The sequence below is a fragment of the Halomicrobium sp. HArcht1-1 genome (genome assembly GCF_058933285.1).
The window spans coordinates 2,175,955-2,190,176 of the sequence record NZ_JBZYDL010000001.1 but is presented as its reverse complement, the minus strand read 5'-3'; the positions used below and the strand labels follow the sequence as shown (position 1 = coordinate 2,190,176).

The 14,222-nt window shown below is 65.8% G+C and carries 13 protein-coding genes; 7 read left to right on the top strand and 6 right to left on the bottom strand.

Features of this window, described 5'->3' with window-relative positions; genetic code table 11:
• Window positions 1-3: 3 nt before the first annotated feature.
• Window positions 4-1,488, bottom strand: a complete 1,485-nt coding sequence (locus AC5FRZ_RS11585; protein ID WP_493564648.1) for an HTTM domain-containing protein — start codon at window positions 1,486-1,488, stop codon at window positions 4-6.
• Between the two features lie 91 nt (window positions 1,489-1,579).
• On the opposite strand from AC5FRZ_RS11585, the gene AC5FRZ_RS11580 reads away from it, so the two are divergent.
• Window positions 1,580-1,855, top strand: a complete 276-nt coding sequence (locus tag AC5FRZ_RS11580) for a DUF7111 family protein (RefSeq protein WP_153553939.1) — start codon at window positions 1,580-1,582, stop codon at window positions 1,853-1,855.
• Between the two features lie 17 nt (window positions 1,856-1,872).
• Here the strand turns inward: AC5FRZ_RS11580 and AC5FRZ_RS11575 are convergent, their stop codons facing one another.
• Both AC5FRZ_RS11575 and pan1 read right to left on the bottom strand, forming a co-directional pair.
• Window positions 1,873-2,001 (bottom strand): hypothetical protein, encoded by a 129-nt coding sequence (locus AC5FRZ_RS11575; protein ID WP_255317959.1) that lies wholly within the window; start codon window positions 1,999-2,001, stop codon window positions 1,873-1,875.
• Window positions 2,002-2,120: 119 nt separating this feature from the next.
• Entirely contained in the window at window positions 2,121-3,335 is a 1,215-nt protein-coding gene (gene pan1 / locus AC5FRZ_RS11570) for a proteasome-activating nucleotidase Pan1 (protein ID WP_493564647.1), read from the bottom strand.
• A 191-nt stretch (window positions 3,336-3,526) separates the two neighbouring features.
• Between pan1 and AC5FRZ_RS11565 the strand changes: the two genes are divergently transcribed.
• The 4 genes from AC5FRZ_RS11565 to rad50 are packed head-to-tail and all read left to right on the top strand — an operon-like array spanning window position 3,527 to window position 8,199.
• Complete coding sequence (locus tag AC5FRZ_RS11565) at window positions 3,527-3,805, top strand: MarR family transcriptional regulator (RefSeq protein WP_015763848.1); 279 nt, start codon at window positions 3,527-3,529, stop codon at window positions 3,803-3,805.
• Between the two features lie 41 nt (window positions 3,806-3,846).
• Window positions 3,847-4,200 carry a DUF7966 family protein gene (locus AC5FRZ_RS11560; protein WP_170094935.1) on the top strand — a complete coding sequence of 118 codons (354 nt, stop codon included), beginning with the start codon at window positions 3,847-3,849 and terminating at the stop codon, window positions 4,198-4,200.
• Window positions 4,197-5,492, top strand: coding sequence for a DNA double-strand break repair protein Mre11 (gene mre11, locus AC5FRZ_RS11555; RefSeq protein ID WP_493564646.1), 1,296 nt, complete (start codon window positions 4,197-4,199; stop codon window positions 5,490-5,492). Before AC5FRZ_RS11560 ends, mre11 begins: the two co-directional genes overlap by 4 nt.
• Window positions 5,493-5,523: 31 nt before the next feature.
• Window positions 5,524-8,199, top strand: coding sequence for a DNA double-strand break repair ATPase Rad50 (rad50, locus tag AC5FRZ_RS11550; RefSeq protein WP_493564645.1), 2,676 nt, complete (start codon window positions 5,524-5,526; stop codon window positions 8,197-8,199).
• Here rad50 and AC5FRZ_RS11545 read toward each other — a convergent pair.
• From AC5FRZ_RS11545 to AC5FRZ_RS11535, 3 genes are all read right to left on the bottom strand, one after another.
• Window positions 8,196-8,621, bottom strand: coding sequence for a DUF7346 family protein (locus tag AC5FRZ_RS11545; RefSeq protein ID WP_493564644.1), 426 nt, complete (start codon window positions 8,619-8,621; stop codon window positions 8,196-8,198). The two genes, rad50 and AC5FRZ_RS11545, sit on opposite strands and share 4 nt — an antisense overlap.
• Window positions 8,622-8,735: 114 nt before the next feature.
• A complete protein-coding gene (locus AC5FRZ_RS11540; RefSeq protein WP_208626507.1) occupies window positions 8,736-9,122 on the bottom strand; it encodes a DUF7322 domain-containing protein in 387 nt (128 codons plus the stop codon).
• A 43-nt stretch (window positions 9,123-9,165) separates the two neighbouring features.
• Window positions 9,166-9,354 carry a DUF7331 family protein gene (locus tag AC5FRZ_RS11535; RefSeq protein WP_170094930.1) on the bottom strand — a complete coding sequence of 63 codons (189 nt, stop codon included), beginning with the start codon at window positions 9,352-9,354 and terminating at the stop codon, window positions 9,166-9,168.
• A gap of 144 nt (window positions 9,355-9,498) precedes the next feature.
• Here AC5FRZ_RS11535 and AC5FRZ_RS11530 point away from each other — a divergent pair, with 144 nt between their 5' ends.
• A complete protein-coding gene (locus AC5FRZ_RS11530; protein ID WP_493564643.1) occupies window positions 9,499-13,539 on the top strand; it encodes a DNA polymerase domain-containing protein in 4,041 nt (1,346 codons plus the stop codon).
• A gap of 63 nt (window positions 13,540-13,602) precedes the next feature.
• Entirely contained in the window at window positions 13,603-14,187 is a 585-nt protein-coding gene (locus AC5FRZ_RS11525; protein ID WP_170094928.1) for a GNAT family N-acetyltransferase, read from the top strand.
• The last annotated feature ends 35 nt before the right edge of the window (window positions 14,188-14,222 follow it).

The following is a 14,222-nucleotide window of genomic DNA, read 5'->3' as shown; positions in this document are numbered from 1 at the left end:
GGTTCACCGAGGCGCGGGCGACACTCGACTGTTGCCCTTCTCGGTCGCGGATCGACACGAGTACGTCCCCAGTTCCTTCCGGCGCTGTGGGTCCGGCCCGTCCAGTCGCGTCGGCTCGGCGACGAACACGAGGCCGACCCGTTCGAGCCCCCGCTCGTGAGTGCGGTTCCAGCGCTGACAGAGGGAGCCAGCGAGGGCTGCCCGGCGCGGTTCGGTGTCTCCGCTCCGGAGTCGGAGCAGGTACTTTCGCCAGCGCGTACTCGGGTACGCGCGTTCGAGATTCGACGGTCGCTCCCAGCTCAGCGGTGCCATCGCGAGCGCGTCGACCTCTCTCCCGGCCGTCGTCGTTCCCGGTGCGACGAACCACCCGTCGACGCCCGGTGGCGCGGGGGCGAACATGTCCCAGGACTGCTCTGGCACGTCGGCGTCGGCGACTGGAGCCACCCCCAGCGTGGCGGCGTTCGAGACGAGCATCGCCGCCAGCACGAGGACGAGTAGCGGCCGTTGGAGCCTGCCGAGTGCGCGCCGAACCGCCGCCGGGATCGTCGCGGCGGCGTGACCTTCGAGACGCGGCGCGCTACCGCGATCCCGCCCGTCGGGGACGCCAGCCCACACGCGGTCCCAGACGAACGCCGGGAAGAAGGGGAGCAGCGCGGCGATCGAGACCAGCGGAAAGAGGCCGACCCAGACCGTCACCAGCATGCCCGCGTGGCCCGCGACGAACAGCCCGGCGAGCGCCCCACGCGCTCGGCCGGTGAGGCCGACGAGCAGCGGCGACGCCACCAGGAGAGCCAGCCAGCCCCAGCTGAGCAGCGCCGGGAGCAGCGGGACGGGTGCCAGGAGATCGCCCGCGAGGACGGTGTAGTGGTCGAGATCGAAGACGAGCGCCAGCGCCCGTCCGGAGAGCCACGCGTCGCCCCGGAGCTTCACGACCGCGTTGACGGCGTAGACCGCGACGACCTGCCCGAGCACTCCGACGGTCGCCAGCCCGCTCACCGTCTCTCGGGGCGTCGTCTCGGTCGCGTCGACAGACAGCCGCTCACCCAGCGGCAGGAACAGGCCCCAGAACAGCAGCCGCCGCAGGAGCGTGTCGCCGCCGTTGAGCACGAACGGGTTCCGGATCTGGAGCGAGAGCAACAGGGCGAGCGAGAGCAGCGTCGCGAGTCGCGTTCGGTACCCGACCAGCAGCGCCAGCGCCGCGAGACCGGCCGCGAGGAAGAGACAGACCTGCAGCCAGACGCTCCCCGAGAGAGCGTGGACGGACAGCAGGGCGGGCGTCCCGACGACAGCCCGCAGCGTCGACGTGGGGAGGACACCAGCGTCGGTGTAGAAGGCCGCGAGGTGGCGCGCTCGCAGGAGAACGTCGAGGAGCAGTATCGTTCCCAGGGCGATCCGCAGCGCCGCCAGCGCGCGCGTGTCGACGCGAAATCGCTGCTCGAACCACTGTCTGGCGTCGCTGCTGGCACGAGCGACGAGACGACCCCTCACGGGCGGTGGCTCGGCGCTCTGGCCTACAAGCGTTCCGTTCTGGCACGCACCGACCGACAGTTTCGACTACCCCTCGTCCCTAGGGCCGACGATGACAGACGAGGTGGCCGAAGCCGACGGGATCACGGCACGGTATCGCGAGACCGACTCCGAGCGCGTCCTCGAATACGATCGCGACGGACGGACGGCCGCGATCGCTCAGAACACCGACGGGTACGCCATGCTCAAGGTCAGGCCGACCGCCGACGGCGACGAACTCGAACGTTACTACGGCTTCGACATGGCACTGGACCACGCCGCAGAACTCCTCGGTGTCGGTCCCCACGACCTCCCGGTACCGGATGCAGCCGCCGACATGGGGATGTGAACGTCACGACGCCGAGATCACGACAGCAGCGCGTACGGGACGACGAACAGCAACAGGAAGACGACCAGTAGCACGAGCCCGTAGCTGATCGTCGTCGCGACGGCTGCGAGCCAGGGCGGTTCCTCGAACCGATCGAGTGCGTCCATACGGCCCTGTTGACGCCGAGCGAGCAAAGACGTTCCGGCGAACTCGACTCACCGGCAGGAACGTCGTGACGAACCGCGTCGTTCGGCAGTGACTCGCTCCGAAGGAGAAACCGGCAGAATCAGGCGTAGGTCGGCGACACGTCCTGGTCGTCGCTCTCTTCGGACTCGATTTTCTCCCAGGCGTCGGTGAAGTCCTGCATCTGGACTTCGGTGCGATCGTCACGGATGGCGAACATCCCCGCTTCCGTACAGATCGCCTTCACGTCGGCACCCGACGCCTCGTCGATGTCACCGGCGAGTCGCTCGAAGTCCACGTCGTCGGCGACGTTCATGCCGCGGGTGTGGATCTGGAAGATCTGTTTGCGACCCTCGTAGTCGGGCTTGGGGACTTCGATGAGGCGGTCGAAGCGGCCGGGCCGGAGGATCGCGCGGTCGAGCATGTCGAAGCGGTTGGTGGCAGCGATGAGTCGGATCTCGCCGCGCTCGTCGAAGCCGTCCATCTCGCTGAGCAGCTGCATCATCGTCCGCTGGACTTCGGCGTCGCCGGAGGTCTTCGAGTCCGTCCGCTTGGCCGCGATGGCGTCGATCTCGTCGATGAAGACGACGGCGGGCTCCTCGTTGCGCGCGAGTTCGAACAGGTCCCGCACCAGCTTCGACCCCTCGCCGATGAACTTGTGGACCAGCTCGGAGCCGGCCATCTTGATGAACGTGGCGTCGGTCTGGTTGGCGACGGCCTTGGCCAGCAGCGTCTTCCCCGTGCCGGGCGGGCCGTGCAGGAGGACGCCGGAGGGCGGATCGATGCCCACGTCCTCGAACATCTCGGGGGACTTGAGCGGGAGTTCGACCGTCTCGCGGACCTCTTCCATCTGTTCTTCGATCCCGCCGATGTCGGCGTAGGTCACGTCGGGGCTCTGGTCGACCTGCATCACGCGGGCCCGCACGTCGGTCTCGTCGTCGAGCCGTTTGACGATCGACAGGGAGTTGTTGACGGCGACGCGGGAGTCCGGTTCGAGGCCGTCGCGCATCTCGTCGGTGACCTCGGTCAGGGCCTCCTGGTTGTTGCCGTGTTGCTTGATGACGACGCCCTCGTCGGTCAGCTCCTGGACGGTGGCGACGAACAGCGGCGACTGCTTGAGCTTCTTGTTCTCGTGGGTGAGCCGTTCGAGCTTCTGCTGGTACTTGTTGTTCTCGGCGTTGGCGTCCAGCAGCTTGTCGCGCATCTCCTCGTTTTGATCCTCCAGCACTTCGAGACGCTCCTGTAACGCCTCGATTTTCTCCTGCTGGGACGCGTCGTCGTCGTACGGCAGATCGACCTCGTCGACGGTGTCGGTCATTACCACTCGCTAGCGGGTCAGCCATTATGAGGCTTCGGGTCGGGTCAGGTTCTGACTCCACCGGTTCTGGACCGTCTCGCGCCGAATATCTGGCGTCTCAGGTGTTTCGACCCTCGCGACCGATAGATTACCTCAAGTAATTAAATGGAACAGCAAATATTATCACTCTGTATTTCCAACGGTGGGATAAGATGAGCACGTCAGAACTCGATCGACCCGGTGGTGCATCGGAGCCGACGACCGTCGAGTGGGACGCGGTCCGCGAACTCCCGCCGAGTGCCAAACTCGTCGCGAAGGTCCTGGAGTACAACGGAACGCTCACGCAGAGCCAACTCTCCGAGGAGACGCTGTTGCCCGCACGGACCGTCCGCTACGCGCTCAACCGCCTCGAAGAGGCGGGGGCCGTCGACTCCCGGTTCTCCTTCGCGGACGCACGGAAGCGCATCTACACCCTGACCGTCGAGCAGTAGCGCGCCACAGCCTTTTGTGTGAACGCGCCACAGCCCGCCTCGTGACCGACGAAGCGACAGTCAAGGCGCGGCTTCGTGCGCTCGCAGACACCGACGACACCGATCGCTCGGACGCGACGCCGACCGCCCTCCAGGCCGAGCACAGGGAGACGATCGAACGGGCGACCGACGCACTCGACGATCTGGCGGCGGCCGCAGCCTTCGTCGACGACGGCGGACTGGCGGACCTCGAACGAGCCGTCGAGGCGGCCGAGGAGTCGGTCAGCGCCGCCAGCCAGCGCGGACGCGAGACACTCGCTGCATACCGGCGGTACCGGGCCGCTGCGTCCGGCGATCAGTTTCACCCCGGTCGCGGAACCTCTTTAGGCGACGGTGCCAAAGTCGAGAGCAGATGACGCGGGTCATACACACCGGCGACACCCACATCGGGTACCAGCAGTACCACGTGCCCGAGCGCCGGGACGACTTCCTGGACGCGTTCCGACAGGTCGTCGACGACGCGATCGGTTCGGGGGCCGACGCCGTCGTCCACGCTGGCGACCTGTTTCACGACCGGCGACCGACGCTCACGGACGTGCTCGGAACGCTGGACGTACTGGAGCGACTCGACGACGCCGACATCCCGTTTCTGGCCGTCGTCGGCAACCACGAGGCAAAGCGCGACGCCCAGTGGCTCGACCTCTACGAGTCGCTGGGGCTGGCGACGCGTCTCGACGACGAACCGCGCGTGATCGGAGACACGGCCTTCTACGGCCTCGACTACGTCCCGCGCTCACAGCGCGACGCACTCGACTACGACTTCGGGTCCCACGACGCGGATCACGCCGCGCTGGTCAGTCACGGCCAGTTCCAGCCCTTCGACTACGGCACCTGGGACGCGACGGCCATCGTCGACGAGGCCACCGTCGACTTCGACGCGCTCCTGCTGGGCGACGAGCACACGCCCGGCACGAAGCAGGTCGACGAGACGTGGCTCACCTACTGTGGGTCGACCGAGCGTGCCAGCGCGGACGAGCGCGACGACCGGGGGTACAACATCGTCACGTTCGACGGCGACGTGACCATCACGCGCCGGGGGCTCGACACCCGCGAGTTCGTCTTCGTCGAGGTCGAGCTGGCCGGCGACGAGGGGCTCGAACACGTCCGTGAGCGCGTCGGCGAGTACGATCTGACCGACGCGGTCGTGATCGTCCACGTCGACGGCGAGGGCGAGCCGATCACGCCGGCCGGCATCGAGGAGTTCGCGCTCGAACGGGGAGCGCTGGTCGCGCGCGTCACCGACCACCGGGAGTTCGCCGACGAACGCGAGGTGGAGGTGAGCTTCGCCGACCCCGACGAGGCCGTCCACGAGCGCGTGCGGGAACTCGGTCTGAGCGAAGCAGCCCGAGACATCGACGAGACGATTCGCGCCTCGAAGGTCCCCGACTCGAACGTCGCCGACACCGTCGAAGAGCGCGTCGCCGACCTCGTCGAAGCGGGCGATCTGGCGGTCTTCGACGGAGCCGACGCCGAGAACGCGCAGCCAGAGACCGAAGCCGACGGCGGCCACGCACCGACTGACGACCGCAGTTCCGCGTCGGACGAGAGAGCCGACGACGCCACGGCAGACCAGCCAGCCGACGACGCCGCTGGCGAGACGGAGTCAGGGGACCCGGACGACCAGTCGACGATGGAGGAGTACCTGTGAGAGACGACGCTGTCTCCCGAGAGGTGGTCCGATGAGGATCTCTCGGGTCCGGATTGAGAACTTCAAGTGTTACGGCGAGGCCGACCTGCGACTCGACCGCGGCGTGACGATCATTCACGGGCTCAACGGCAGCGGGAAGTCCTCGCTGCTTGAGGCCTGTTTCTTCGCGCTCTACGGGACCAAGGCCCTTGACGAGAACCTCGACGAGATCGTCTCGATCGGGGCCGACGACGCGACCGTCGAGCTGTGGTTCACCCACGGCGGCGGCGACTTCCACATCGAGCGCCGCGTCCGGGCGACGGGCGAGCGAGCGACGACCGCCAAGTGCGTCCTCGAAACGCCGGAGGGGAGCTTCGACGGCGCTCGCGCCGTCCGCCGCCGCGTCACCGAACTCCTCCGGATGGACAGCGAGGCGTTCGTCAACTGCGCGTACGTCAGGCAGGGCGAGGTCAACAAGCTGATCAACGCCTCGCCGGGCCAGCGCCAGGACATGCTCGACGACCTCCTCCAGCTCGGGAAGCTAGAGGAGTACCGCGAGCGGGCAAGCGACGCCCGCGTCGGCATCGGCCGCGTCCGCGACGACAAACAGGGCGCGCTGGGCCAGCTCGAAGAGCAGATCGCCGAGAAGGAGGACCGCGACCTCTACGATCGTCTCAACGAACTCCGGAGTCGGATCGCCGAGACCAGCGAGGAGATCGAACGCATCGAAGGCCAGCGCGAGCGGGCAGTCCAGACCCGCGACGACGCCCAGTCGATCATCGACGACTACGAGGAGAAACAGGACGAGCTCGACGAACTCGAAGCCGAGATCGACGAGCTCCGGGAGACGATCGCAGAGACCGAACGGGAGCGAGACGAGATCGACGAGCGGATCCGGGACCGAAAGGAGACGCTGAGCGAGCGCGAGACGGAACTGCGCGAGGCCGTCGCCGAGAGCGACCTCGACAGCGCCGACCCCGATGCCGTCGCCGACCGGATCGACGAACTGACCGCCCGCGACGACGAGCTGCGAGACCGGATCGAAGCCCAGCGGGTCGCGGCCTCGGAACACGGCAGCGAGGCCGAGTCGCTGCGCGAGAGCGCCGCGACTCTCGACGAGCGGGCCACGGAGAAACGCGAGGAGGCCGAGCGACTCGAAGCCGAGGTGGCCGACACCCGCGCGGACGTACGGGAACGGCGCGACCAACTCGACGAGATCGACGCACGAATCGAGACACTCACGGCCCGCTTCGAGGACGCACCGGTGGATCGGGACGGCGTCGAAGACCACCGCGACGAGGTCGCGTCGACGCTCGAAGACGCACGCCAGCGGGTCACGGAACTGGAGACGACGCTCGAAGCCGAACGCGAGCGCGTCGCCGAGGCCCAGCAACTCCTCGACGCCGGAAAGTGTCCGGAGTGCGGGCAGGACGTGACAGACTCGCCTCACGTCGAGAAGATCGACGAACGGCGCGACCGCATCGAGGAACACGAGCGTGAACTCGACGCGGCCCGAGAGGCGGTGACGACCCGCGAGGAGCGACTCGAACGAGCCGAGCAACTCGTCGAGACGGCCGCCGAGATCGAGACCCTGGAGACGAGACGCGACGACGTTACACGCTTGATCGAGGACCGCGAGGCGGGGCTCGACGAGGAGGAAGACCGGATCGACGAGCTCCGGGCCGACGCCGAGGCGTTGGCGTCGGAGGCCGACGAGAAGCGCGAGGCGGCCACCGAGGCCGAGCAAGCGGCCCAGGAGTGTCGCGACGTCGTCGCCGACTGCAATCAGCAGCGCCAGGAGTGCAAGACGGAGCTGGAACGGCTCGAACGCATCGAGACGCTGCTCGCGGCGGTCGAGGAGTGCGAAGACGACCTCGAACGACTGCGCGAGCAGCGCCAGCAGAAAGACGAGATCAACGACGAGCGCCGCGAGCGACTCGCCGACAAGCGAGAGCGCACGTCCACTCTCGAAGCGGAGTTCGACGACGCGAACGTCGAGGAGGCCCGCGCGGAACGCGAGCGGGCGACGGAGTACATCCAGCAGGCAGACGAGAAGCTCGACGAACTCCGGGCCGAACGCGACGACTTGCAGGCGAGCGCCGGAGCCGTCGAAAACGAGATCGAAGCCCTGGAGGAGCTCCGTGAGCGCCGCGACGAACTGGCGGCGACCGTCGAGAAGCTCGCGACGCTGTACGAGGAGGCCGAGGAGCTGGAGTCGATGTACGGCACCGTCCGCGCGGAACTGCGCCAGCGCAACGTCGAGACGCTCGAACGGATGCTCAACGACGTGTTCGATCTGGTCTACCAGAACGACTCGTACTCTCACATCGAACTCGACGGGGAGTACCAGCTGACGGTGTACCAGAAAGACGGCGAGGCGCTCGATCCCGAGCAGCTCTCCGGGGGCGAGCGCGCGCTGTTCAACCTCAGCCTCCGGTGTGCGATCTACCGACTGCTGGCCGAGGGAATCGAGGGGGCTGCGCCGATGCCGCCGCTGATCCTCGACGAGCCGACCGTCTTTCTCGACTCCGGGCACGTGTCACAGCTGCTCGACCTGATCGAGTTCATGCGTGACGACGTGGGCGTCGAGCAGATCGTCGTCGTCAGCCACGACGAGGAACTCGTCGGCGCGGCCGACGCGCTGGTCCGCGTCGAGAAGGACTCGACGACCAACCGCTCGACGGCACAGCGGGTCGAGGCGGGCGTCGTCGCGGACGCCGCCGACTAGTCGCCTCGCAGCGTCGCCAGTGCCTCGCTGGCGAGTGCAGTGGTGTCGTACCCGCGACCGCCCGGCACGTCCGCCTCCGTGACCAGCCCGGCAGCGCGAAACTCCGCCAGCAGGCCGTGGAGATCGCTCTCGCACAGCTCGTACCGGTCCAGGAGGACGCGCACGTCCGTCGGACCGCGCGCTTCGAGTGCCACCAACAGCCCCAGCGCGCGGTCGTCGTGTGTGGCGGTCACGACTCGACGGAGCGGCTCGGACACCGCAGTTGCCGCCGTCGAGAGCGGGCTCGTCTCCGTCACCGGTTCGAGAGCGTCGTTCGGGAGGTGGTGCTCCTCGCCGGTCGCCGGATCGCGGACGAGACTCGACTCGCTGGACTGCTTGACCAGCAGATACCGATCGCCGTCCCGGTCTTCCACAGTTCGCATCGGTCGCCGTTCGGTCGGAACGCGTGTAGGTGTTGTGTTGTTTCCAGACCGAGCAGTCCGAGCGCGGTGTCGGTCGTCAAATCGCGTGGGCGAACACCGCCGACGGCGACGGTCTCACCGAGCGTCTTCCGGCCGGTCCCGGCGGAAGCCGTAGTACCTGACGAGCCCGTACACGAGCGCCAGCGCGCCGACGGCGAAAATCTGGAGGCCCCGGTCCCAGTCGCCCAGAAAGTACCCGAACATCGGGCCGACGGCGAGGCCGAAGACAGCGACGTTGAACACCAACACCAGTTTCCAGAACAGGCGAACGCTCTCGGCGTCGGCGTCGGCCGCGCCCGGTTCCGGCGGTTCGGGAATCTCCGGCCCCATCGATTCCGGGTCGGTCTCTGTCCCGGGGGCGGTCGGCACTCCCGGACCGATCTGTTCGGGGTCGGGACCGTCGACCGATGGGGGCGTCGGCCCCTCATCCGCGGCGCTATCGTCGGGCTCGTCGCTGCTCACGTCCGGGTTTTCGTGCCACCGGGCAAAAGCAGTTCGCCCTGGCTTACAGACGCTCGGTCAGTGCGACGGCCGAATCTGTCTGGAGCCAGGCCAGCGGGTTCTCGGCGTCGTAGAACACTGTCCCCTCGTCGGTCTCGTAGGTCTCGGTCGTCTCTACTGCCGACGGTAGTCCGGGTTCGGAGCGTCGTTCCTCCGTGCTGTCCCGCTCGTCTGCGTGTGCGTTGTCCGACATGGGGACTCGAACGTAGGTATGTTATGAGTTACCATATACCTTCTGGCCGCGACCATACTTTCGTCTTGCGATTCGAGCGACACGTTGGGCCCTGGATCGCCGACCGCCGTAGTTTTTATCGGGCATCCCGAACGACGCCACATCATGAGCGAGCAGGGCCAGCAGGACCTCGGCGCGTTCGTCGACAGCGACGACTCTGACGACGAACGCGACGTCGCCGAAGAGGCCGCTGCGGTCGCGGGCACGACCGCCTCGACCGCCGACGTGGTCGACGCCAGCGAGCGACTCTTCGAGGACGTCGAGGAGACGGTTTCGATGGCCGTCACCCAGATCGACTACACCATCGAGGGGCGCGGCGACGACGAGTACCCGGTCATCCACGTCTTCGGCCGGACAGAAGACGAGGACGCCGTCCACGCCCGCATCTACGACTTTCGACCGTACTTCTACGCGCCCGCAGACAACGTCTCCGAGGAGCGGCTGCGAGGCTACGACAGCATCACCGGCTGGGAGGAGACCGACGCAGACGGCGATCCCTACGAGTCGATCCGGGGCGAGCGCCTCGTCAAGATCTTCGGTCGGACGCCCCGCGACGTGGGACAGATCCGCGACGAGTTCGACCACTACGAGGCCGACATCCTCTTTCCCAACCGGTTTCTCATCGACAAGGGCCTGACCAGCGGCATCGAAGTCCCGCGCAGAGAGGACGACGACGGCAGTCTCAAGGTCCACCACGCGGAGGTCGCGCCAGCGAACGTGCAGGCGACACCGCGGGTCAACGTCTTCGACATCGAGGTCGACGACCGCTCGGGGTTCCCCGAAGACGGCGAGGAGCCGATCGTCTGCCTGACGAGCCACGACTCCTACTGCGACGAGTACGTCCTCTGGCTGTACGAAGCCCCGGACGGCGTCGCGGGGCCGGACTCTCTCCCCGACTACGAGCCCATCGAAGGGGCGATCGATGTGGACGTTCGGCGCTTCACCGAGGAGGAGGCGATGCTGGAGTCGTTCGTCGACTACGTCGAGACGACGAACCCGGACATCCTCAGCGGCTGGAACTTCGACGACTTCGACGCGCCGTACTTCCTCGACCGACTGGAGGAACTCCAGGGCCCACACCACGACTACGATCTGCGTATCGACCGGCTCTCGCGGGTCGACGAGGTCTGGCGCTCGGGCTGGGGCGGCCCCGACATCAAGGGACGGGTCGTCTTCGACCTCCTCTATGCCTACCAGCGGACCCAGTTCAGCGAACTCGACTCCTACCGGCTCGACGCGGTCGGCGAGGTGGAACTGGGCGTCGGCAAGGAACGCTATCCCGGCGATATCGGCGACCTCTGGGAGGACGATCCCGAGCGTCTGCTGGAGTACAACCTCCGGGACGTGGAGCTGTGTGTCGAACTCGACCGCGACCAGGACATCGTCGCCTTCTGGGACGAGGTCCGGACTTTCGTCGGCTGTAAGCTCGAAGACGCGACGACGCCCGGCGACGCCGTCGACATGTACGTCCTCCACAAGCTCCACGGCAAGTACGCGCTGCCCTCCAAGGGCCAACAGGAGAGCGAGGACTTCGAAGGTGGTGCCGTCTTCGATCCGATCACCGGCGTCAAGGAGAACGTGACGGTGCTGGACCTGAAGTCACTCTATCCGATGTCGATGGTGACGATCAATGCGTCGCCTGAAACTCAGGTCGATCCGGACGAGTACGACGGTGAAACGTATCGCACACCGACGGGGGTACACTTCCGGAAAGAGCCTGACGGCGTCATCCGGGAGATGATTGACGAACTGCTGACCGAGCGCGAGGAACTGAAGGGCCTTCGGAACGAGCACGAACCCGGCAGTGAACTCTACGATCAGTACGACCGTCAACAAGCCGCGGTGAAGGTGATCATGAACAGCGTCTACGGCGTTTTTGGGTGGGATCGGTTCAGACTCTACGATCGTGACATGAGCGCCGGCGTGACCTCGACCAATCGCGAGGTCATCTCGTTCACCGAGACGGCTGCCAACGACATCGGCTACGAGGTGGCGTACGGAGACAGTGTCACTGGTGACCGTCCGATCGTCGTCCGTGACCCCTCTGGAATCGTCCGTATCCTCCCGATCGAAGACCTGTTCGACAGGGCCACGTCAGATGCGGAACGAGAGGTCGTTATTACCGCCGACGGAGGCACCGCAGCGACGGTCTCACCGGGGAAGGATCGTCGTCAACTCGACGAGTGGGACGCGCTCTCGCTCAATGAGAACGGTGAGGCGGAGTGGCAAGCCATCGACCAGGTAATTCGACACGAGTCCGAAAAGCCCGTTCTGAATCTCCAGCATAAGTTCGGCGAGTCGACGACGACTCGTGACCACTCGTTCGTCGTCGAGGAAGGTGGCGACTACGTCGAAGCGTCGCCCGAAGACGTCGACGAACCGCTCCGAATCCCCGGACTGGCGGACGTGGACGCTGTCGAGACGATCGACGTCTACGATGTCCTCGAAGGCTACACCCGAACGTACGAAGACGGCCGCAGCGTCGGGTCGGCAAACGCCGAACAGAAAGTAAAACAGGTCCACGCCGACGAGGAGTACGTCTGGTTCGGCCACAGGCACCACGGGAGTCTCGACTCGACGATCAAAGTACAGCGATATATCGACCTGAGCTCGGAGGATGGTGAGGCGATGCTACGCCTGCTCGCGGCGTACATCTCGGAAGGCAGTGCCTCCACTACGGAAACGTCCGAAGCAAAGTTCGGTGCGAGTCTCTCCGAATCTCGCCGCGAGTGGCTCAAGGATCTAAAAGCCGATTACGATAGGCTCTTCGAGAACGCGACGACGTGCGTCATCGATTCCGACAGCGGTACCGAGCGCACTATAGCGTACGAAACGCAGGGCGCTGAAGCGTCAGTCACGTACGACGACCAGACGAAGAAACTCCAGATGATGAACGAGCTCTCGGCGGTCTTCTTCCGGGAGTTCGCCGGTCAGGGTTCGAGGGGGAAGCGGATTCCTGGGTTCGTTTTCAACCTGAACGACGAGAAACAGCAGTTGTTCCTGGACGTACTCGTCGAGGGTGACGGCTCTCGAGAGTTCCCACGCTACAGCGACGCGTACTGCGAACGGAACTTCGATTTCGAGACGACGAGCCGGGAACTCGCCGCCGGTCTTTCGATGTTGCTCACCCAGCGTGGCGAGAAGCACTCGCTGAAGTACCGCGACGAGAAAGGGAGCTACACGATCTGCACTTGCGACTACTATCGCTCGGGTCGTGACCCGGTCATCGAGGAAGTCGAACACGATGGCTACGTCTACGATCTCAGCGTTGCCGAAAACGAGAATTTCGTCGACGCTGTCGGCGGTATCGTTCTCCACAACACCGACTCGGTCATGCTGGAACTCGGTAACGACGTCTCCACCGAGGACGCCATCGAGCAGTCCTTCGAGATCGAGGAGCACATCAACAGCGCCTACGACCAGTTCGCGAGCGAGGAACTCAACGCCGAAGAGCACCGCTTCCAGATCGAGTTCGAGAAGCTCTACCGGCGGTTCTTCCAGGCCGGCAAGAAGAAGCGCTACGCCGGCCACATCGTCTGGAAGGAGGGCAAAGACGTCGACGACATCGACATCACGGGCTTCGAGTACCAGCGCTCTGACATCGCCCCGATCACCAAACGCGTCCAGAAGGAGGTCATCGACATGATCGTCCACGGCGAGGACGCCGACACGATCAAGGAGTACGTCCACGACGTGATCGAGGACTACCAGGCCGGCAACGTCGACCCGGAGGACGTGGGTATCCCCGGCGGCATCGGTCAGAAGCTCGACAACTACGACACCGACACGGCCCAGGTGCGTGGGGCGAAGTACGCCAACATGCTGCTGGGGACGAACTTCCAGAGCGGGTCGAAACCCAAACGGCTCTACCTGAATCGAGTTCACGACGACTTCTTCCAGCGGATCGAGGCCGAGAAGGGACTCGACCCCTCGGAGGATCCGCTGTACGGCGAGTTCCGCCGCGATCCGGACGTGATCTGTTTCGAGTTCGCCGACCAGATTCCCGAGGAGTTCGAGGTCGACTGGGAGAAGATGCTCGACAAGACGCTGAAGGGTCCGATCGCCCGCATCCTCGAAGCGATGGGCATCTCGTGGGACGAAGTCAAGTCCGGCCAGGAACAGACCGGCCTCGGCCAGTTCATGTAGACCGGCGGGCGTTCCGACACGGGTGACCGTATCCTTTTCACTCGGGCCGGCCTAGAGTCGAGCATGTACGTCCGGGACGCCAAAAACCGAGAAGAGGTCTGGTTGCTGGATCACATCGAGGAGATGGGGCTCGACGCGAGTGCGTTTCGGTCCCGCGACTACGTCATCGCGATCGACGAGGCAGACAACGAGAAGGCCGGTTTCGGCCGCATCCGGATCCACAGGACCGACGACGCGGAGATCTGCGAGCTGACGAGCATCGGCGTCCTCGACCGCTGGCGCGGCCAGGGCGTCGGCGCACACGTCATCGAACGGCTCGTCGAGTACGCCGGCGATCAGGGCTTCGACGAGGTGTACTCGTTGACCGACGAAGCCGACTACCTCCAGCAGTTCGGCTTCGAGCGCATCGAGGTGGCCCAGCTACCGGAGAAACTCCGCGAGCGACTGACGACCAAACAGGAGAACATCCAGCCCGACGCGGTGCCGGTCCGGCTAGTCGTCGACCGCTTCGAGTTGCCCCAGCGCTTCCGTGATGCGTTCAAGGAGGCCGCCGCCGGTGCCGACGAGGAGGCGGAACCGGAGGAAGGGCCGGAGGACTTCGGGATCGACCCGGACGAGGCGACCTACAAGTACGACACTGGGCGGTAGCGTCGGCTCGGTCGGTCCAGTCCCGCCTCGTGGGT

Excerpts from the sequence above, each read along its gene's own strand:
- AC5FRZ_RS11580 (WP_153553939.1), top strand. The coding sequence starts at position 1,580 with ATGACAGACGAGGTGGCCGAAGCCGACGGGATCACGGCACGGTATCGC.
- AC5FRZ_RS11575 (WP_255317959.1), bottom strand. The coding sequence starts at position 2,001 with ATGGACGCACTCGATCGGTTCGAGGAACCGCCCTGGCTCGCAGCCGTC.
- pan1 (WP_493564647.1), bottom strand. The coding sequence starts at position 3,335 with ATGACCGACACCGTCGACGAGGTCGATCTGCCGTACGACGACGACGCG.
- AC5FRZ_RS11565 (WP_015763848.1), top strand. The coding sequence starts at position 3,527 with ATGAGCACGTCAGAACTCGATCGACCCGGTGGTGCATCGGAGCCGACG.
- mre11 (WP_493564646.1), top strand. The coding sequence starts at position 4,197 with ATGACGCGGGTCATACACACCGGCGACACCCACATCGGGTACCAGCAG.
- rad50 (WP_493564645.1), top strand. The coding sequence starts at position 5,524 with ATGAGGATCTCTCGGGTCCGGATTGAGAACTTCAAGTGTTACGGCGAG.
- AC5FRZ_RS11545 (WP_493564644.1), bottom strand. The coding sequence starts at position 8,621 with ATGCGAACTGTGGAAGACCGGGACGGCGATCGGTATCTGCTGGTCAAG.
- AC5FRZ_RS11535 (WP_170094930.1), bottom strand. The coding sequence starts at position 9,354 with ATGTCGGACAACGCACACGCAGACGAGCGGGACAGCACGGAGGAACGA.
- AC5FRZ_RS11530 (WP_493564643.1), top strand. The coding sequence starts at position 9,499 with ATGAGCGAGCAGGGCCAGCAGGACCTCGGCGCGTTCGTCGACAGCGAC.
- AC5FRZ_RS11525 (WP_170094928.1), top strand. The coding sequence starts at position 13,603 with ATGTACGTCCGGGACGCCAAAAACCGAGAAGAGGTCTGGTTGCTGGAT.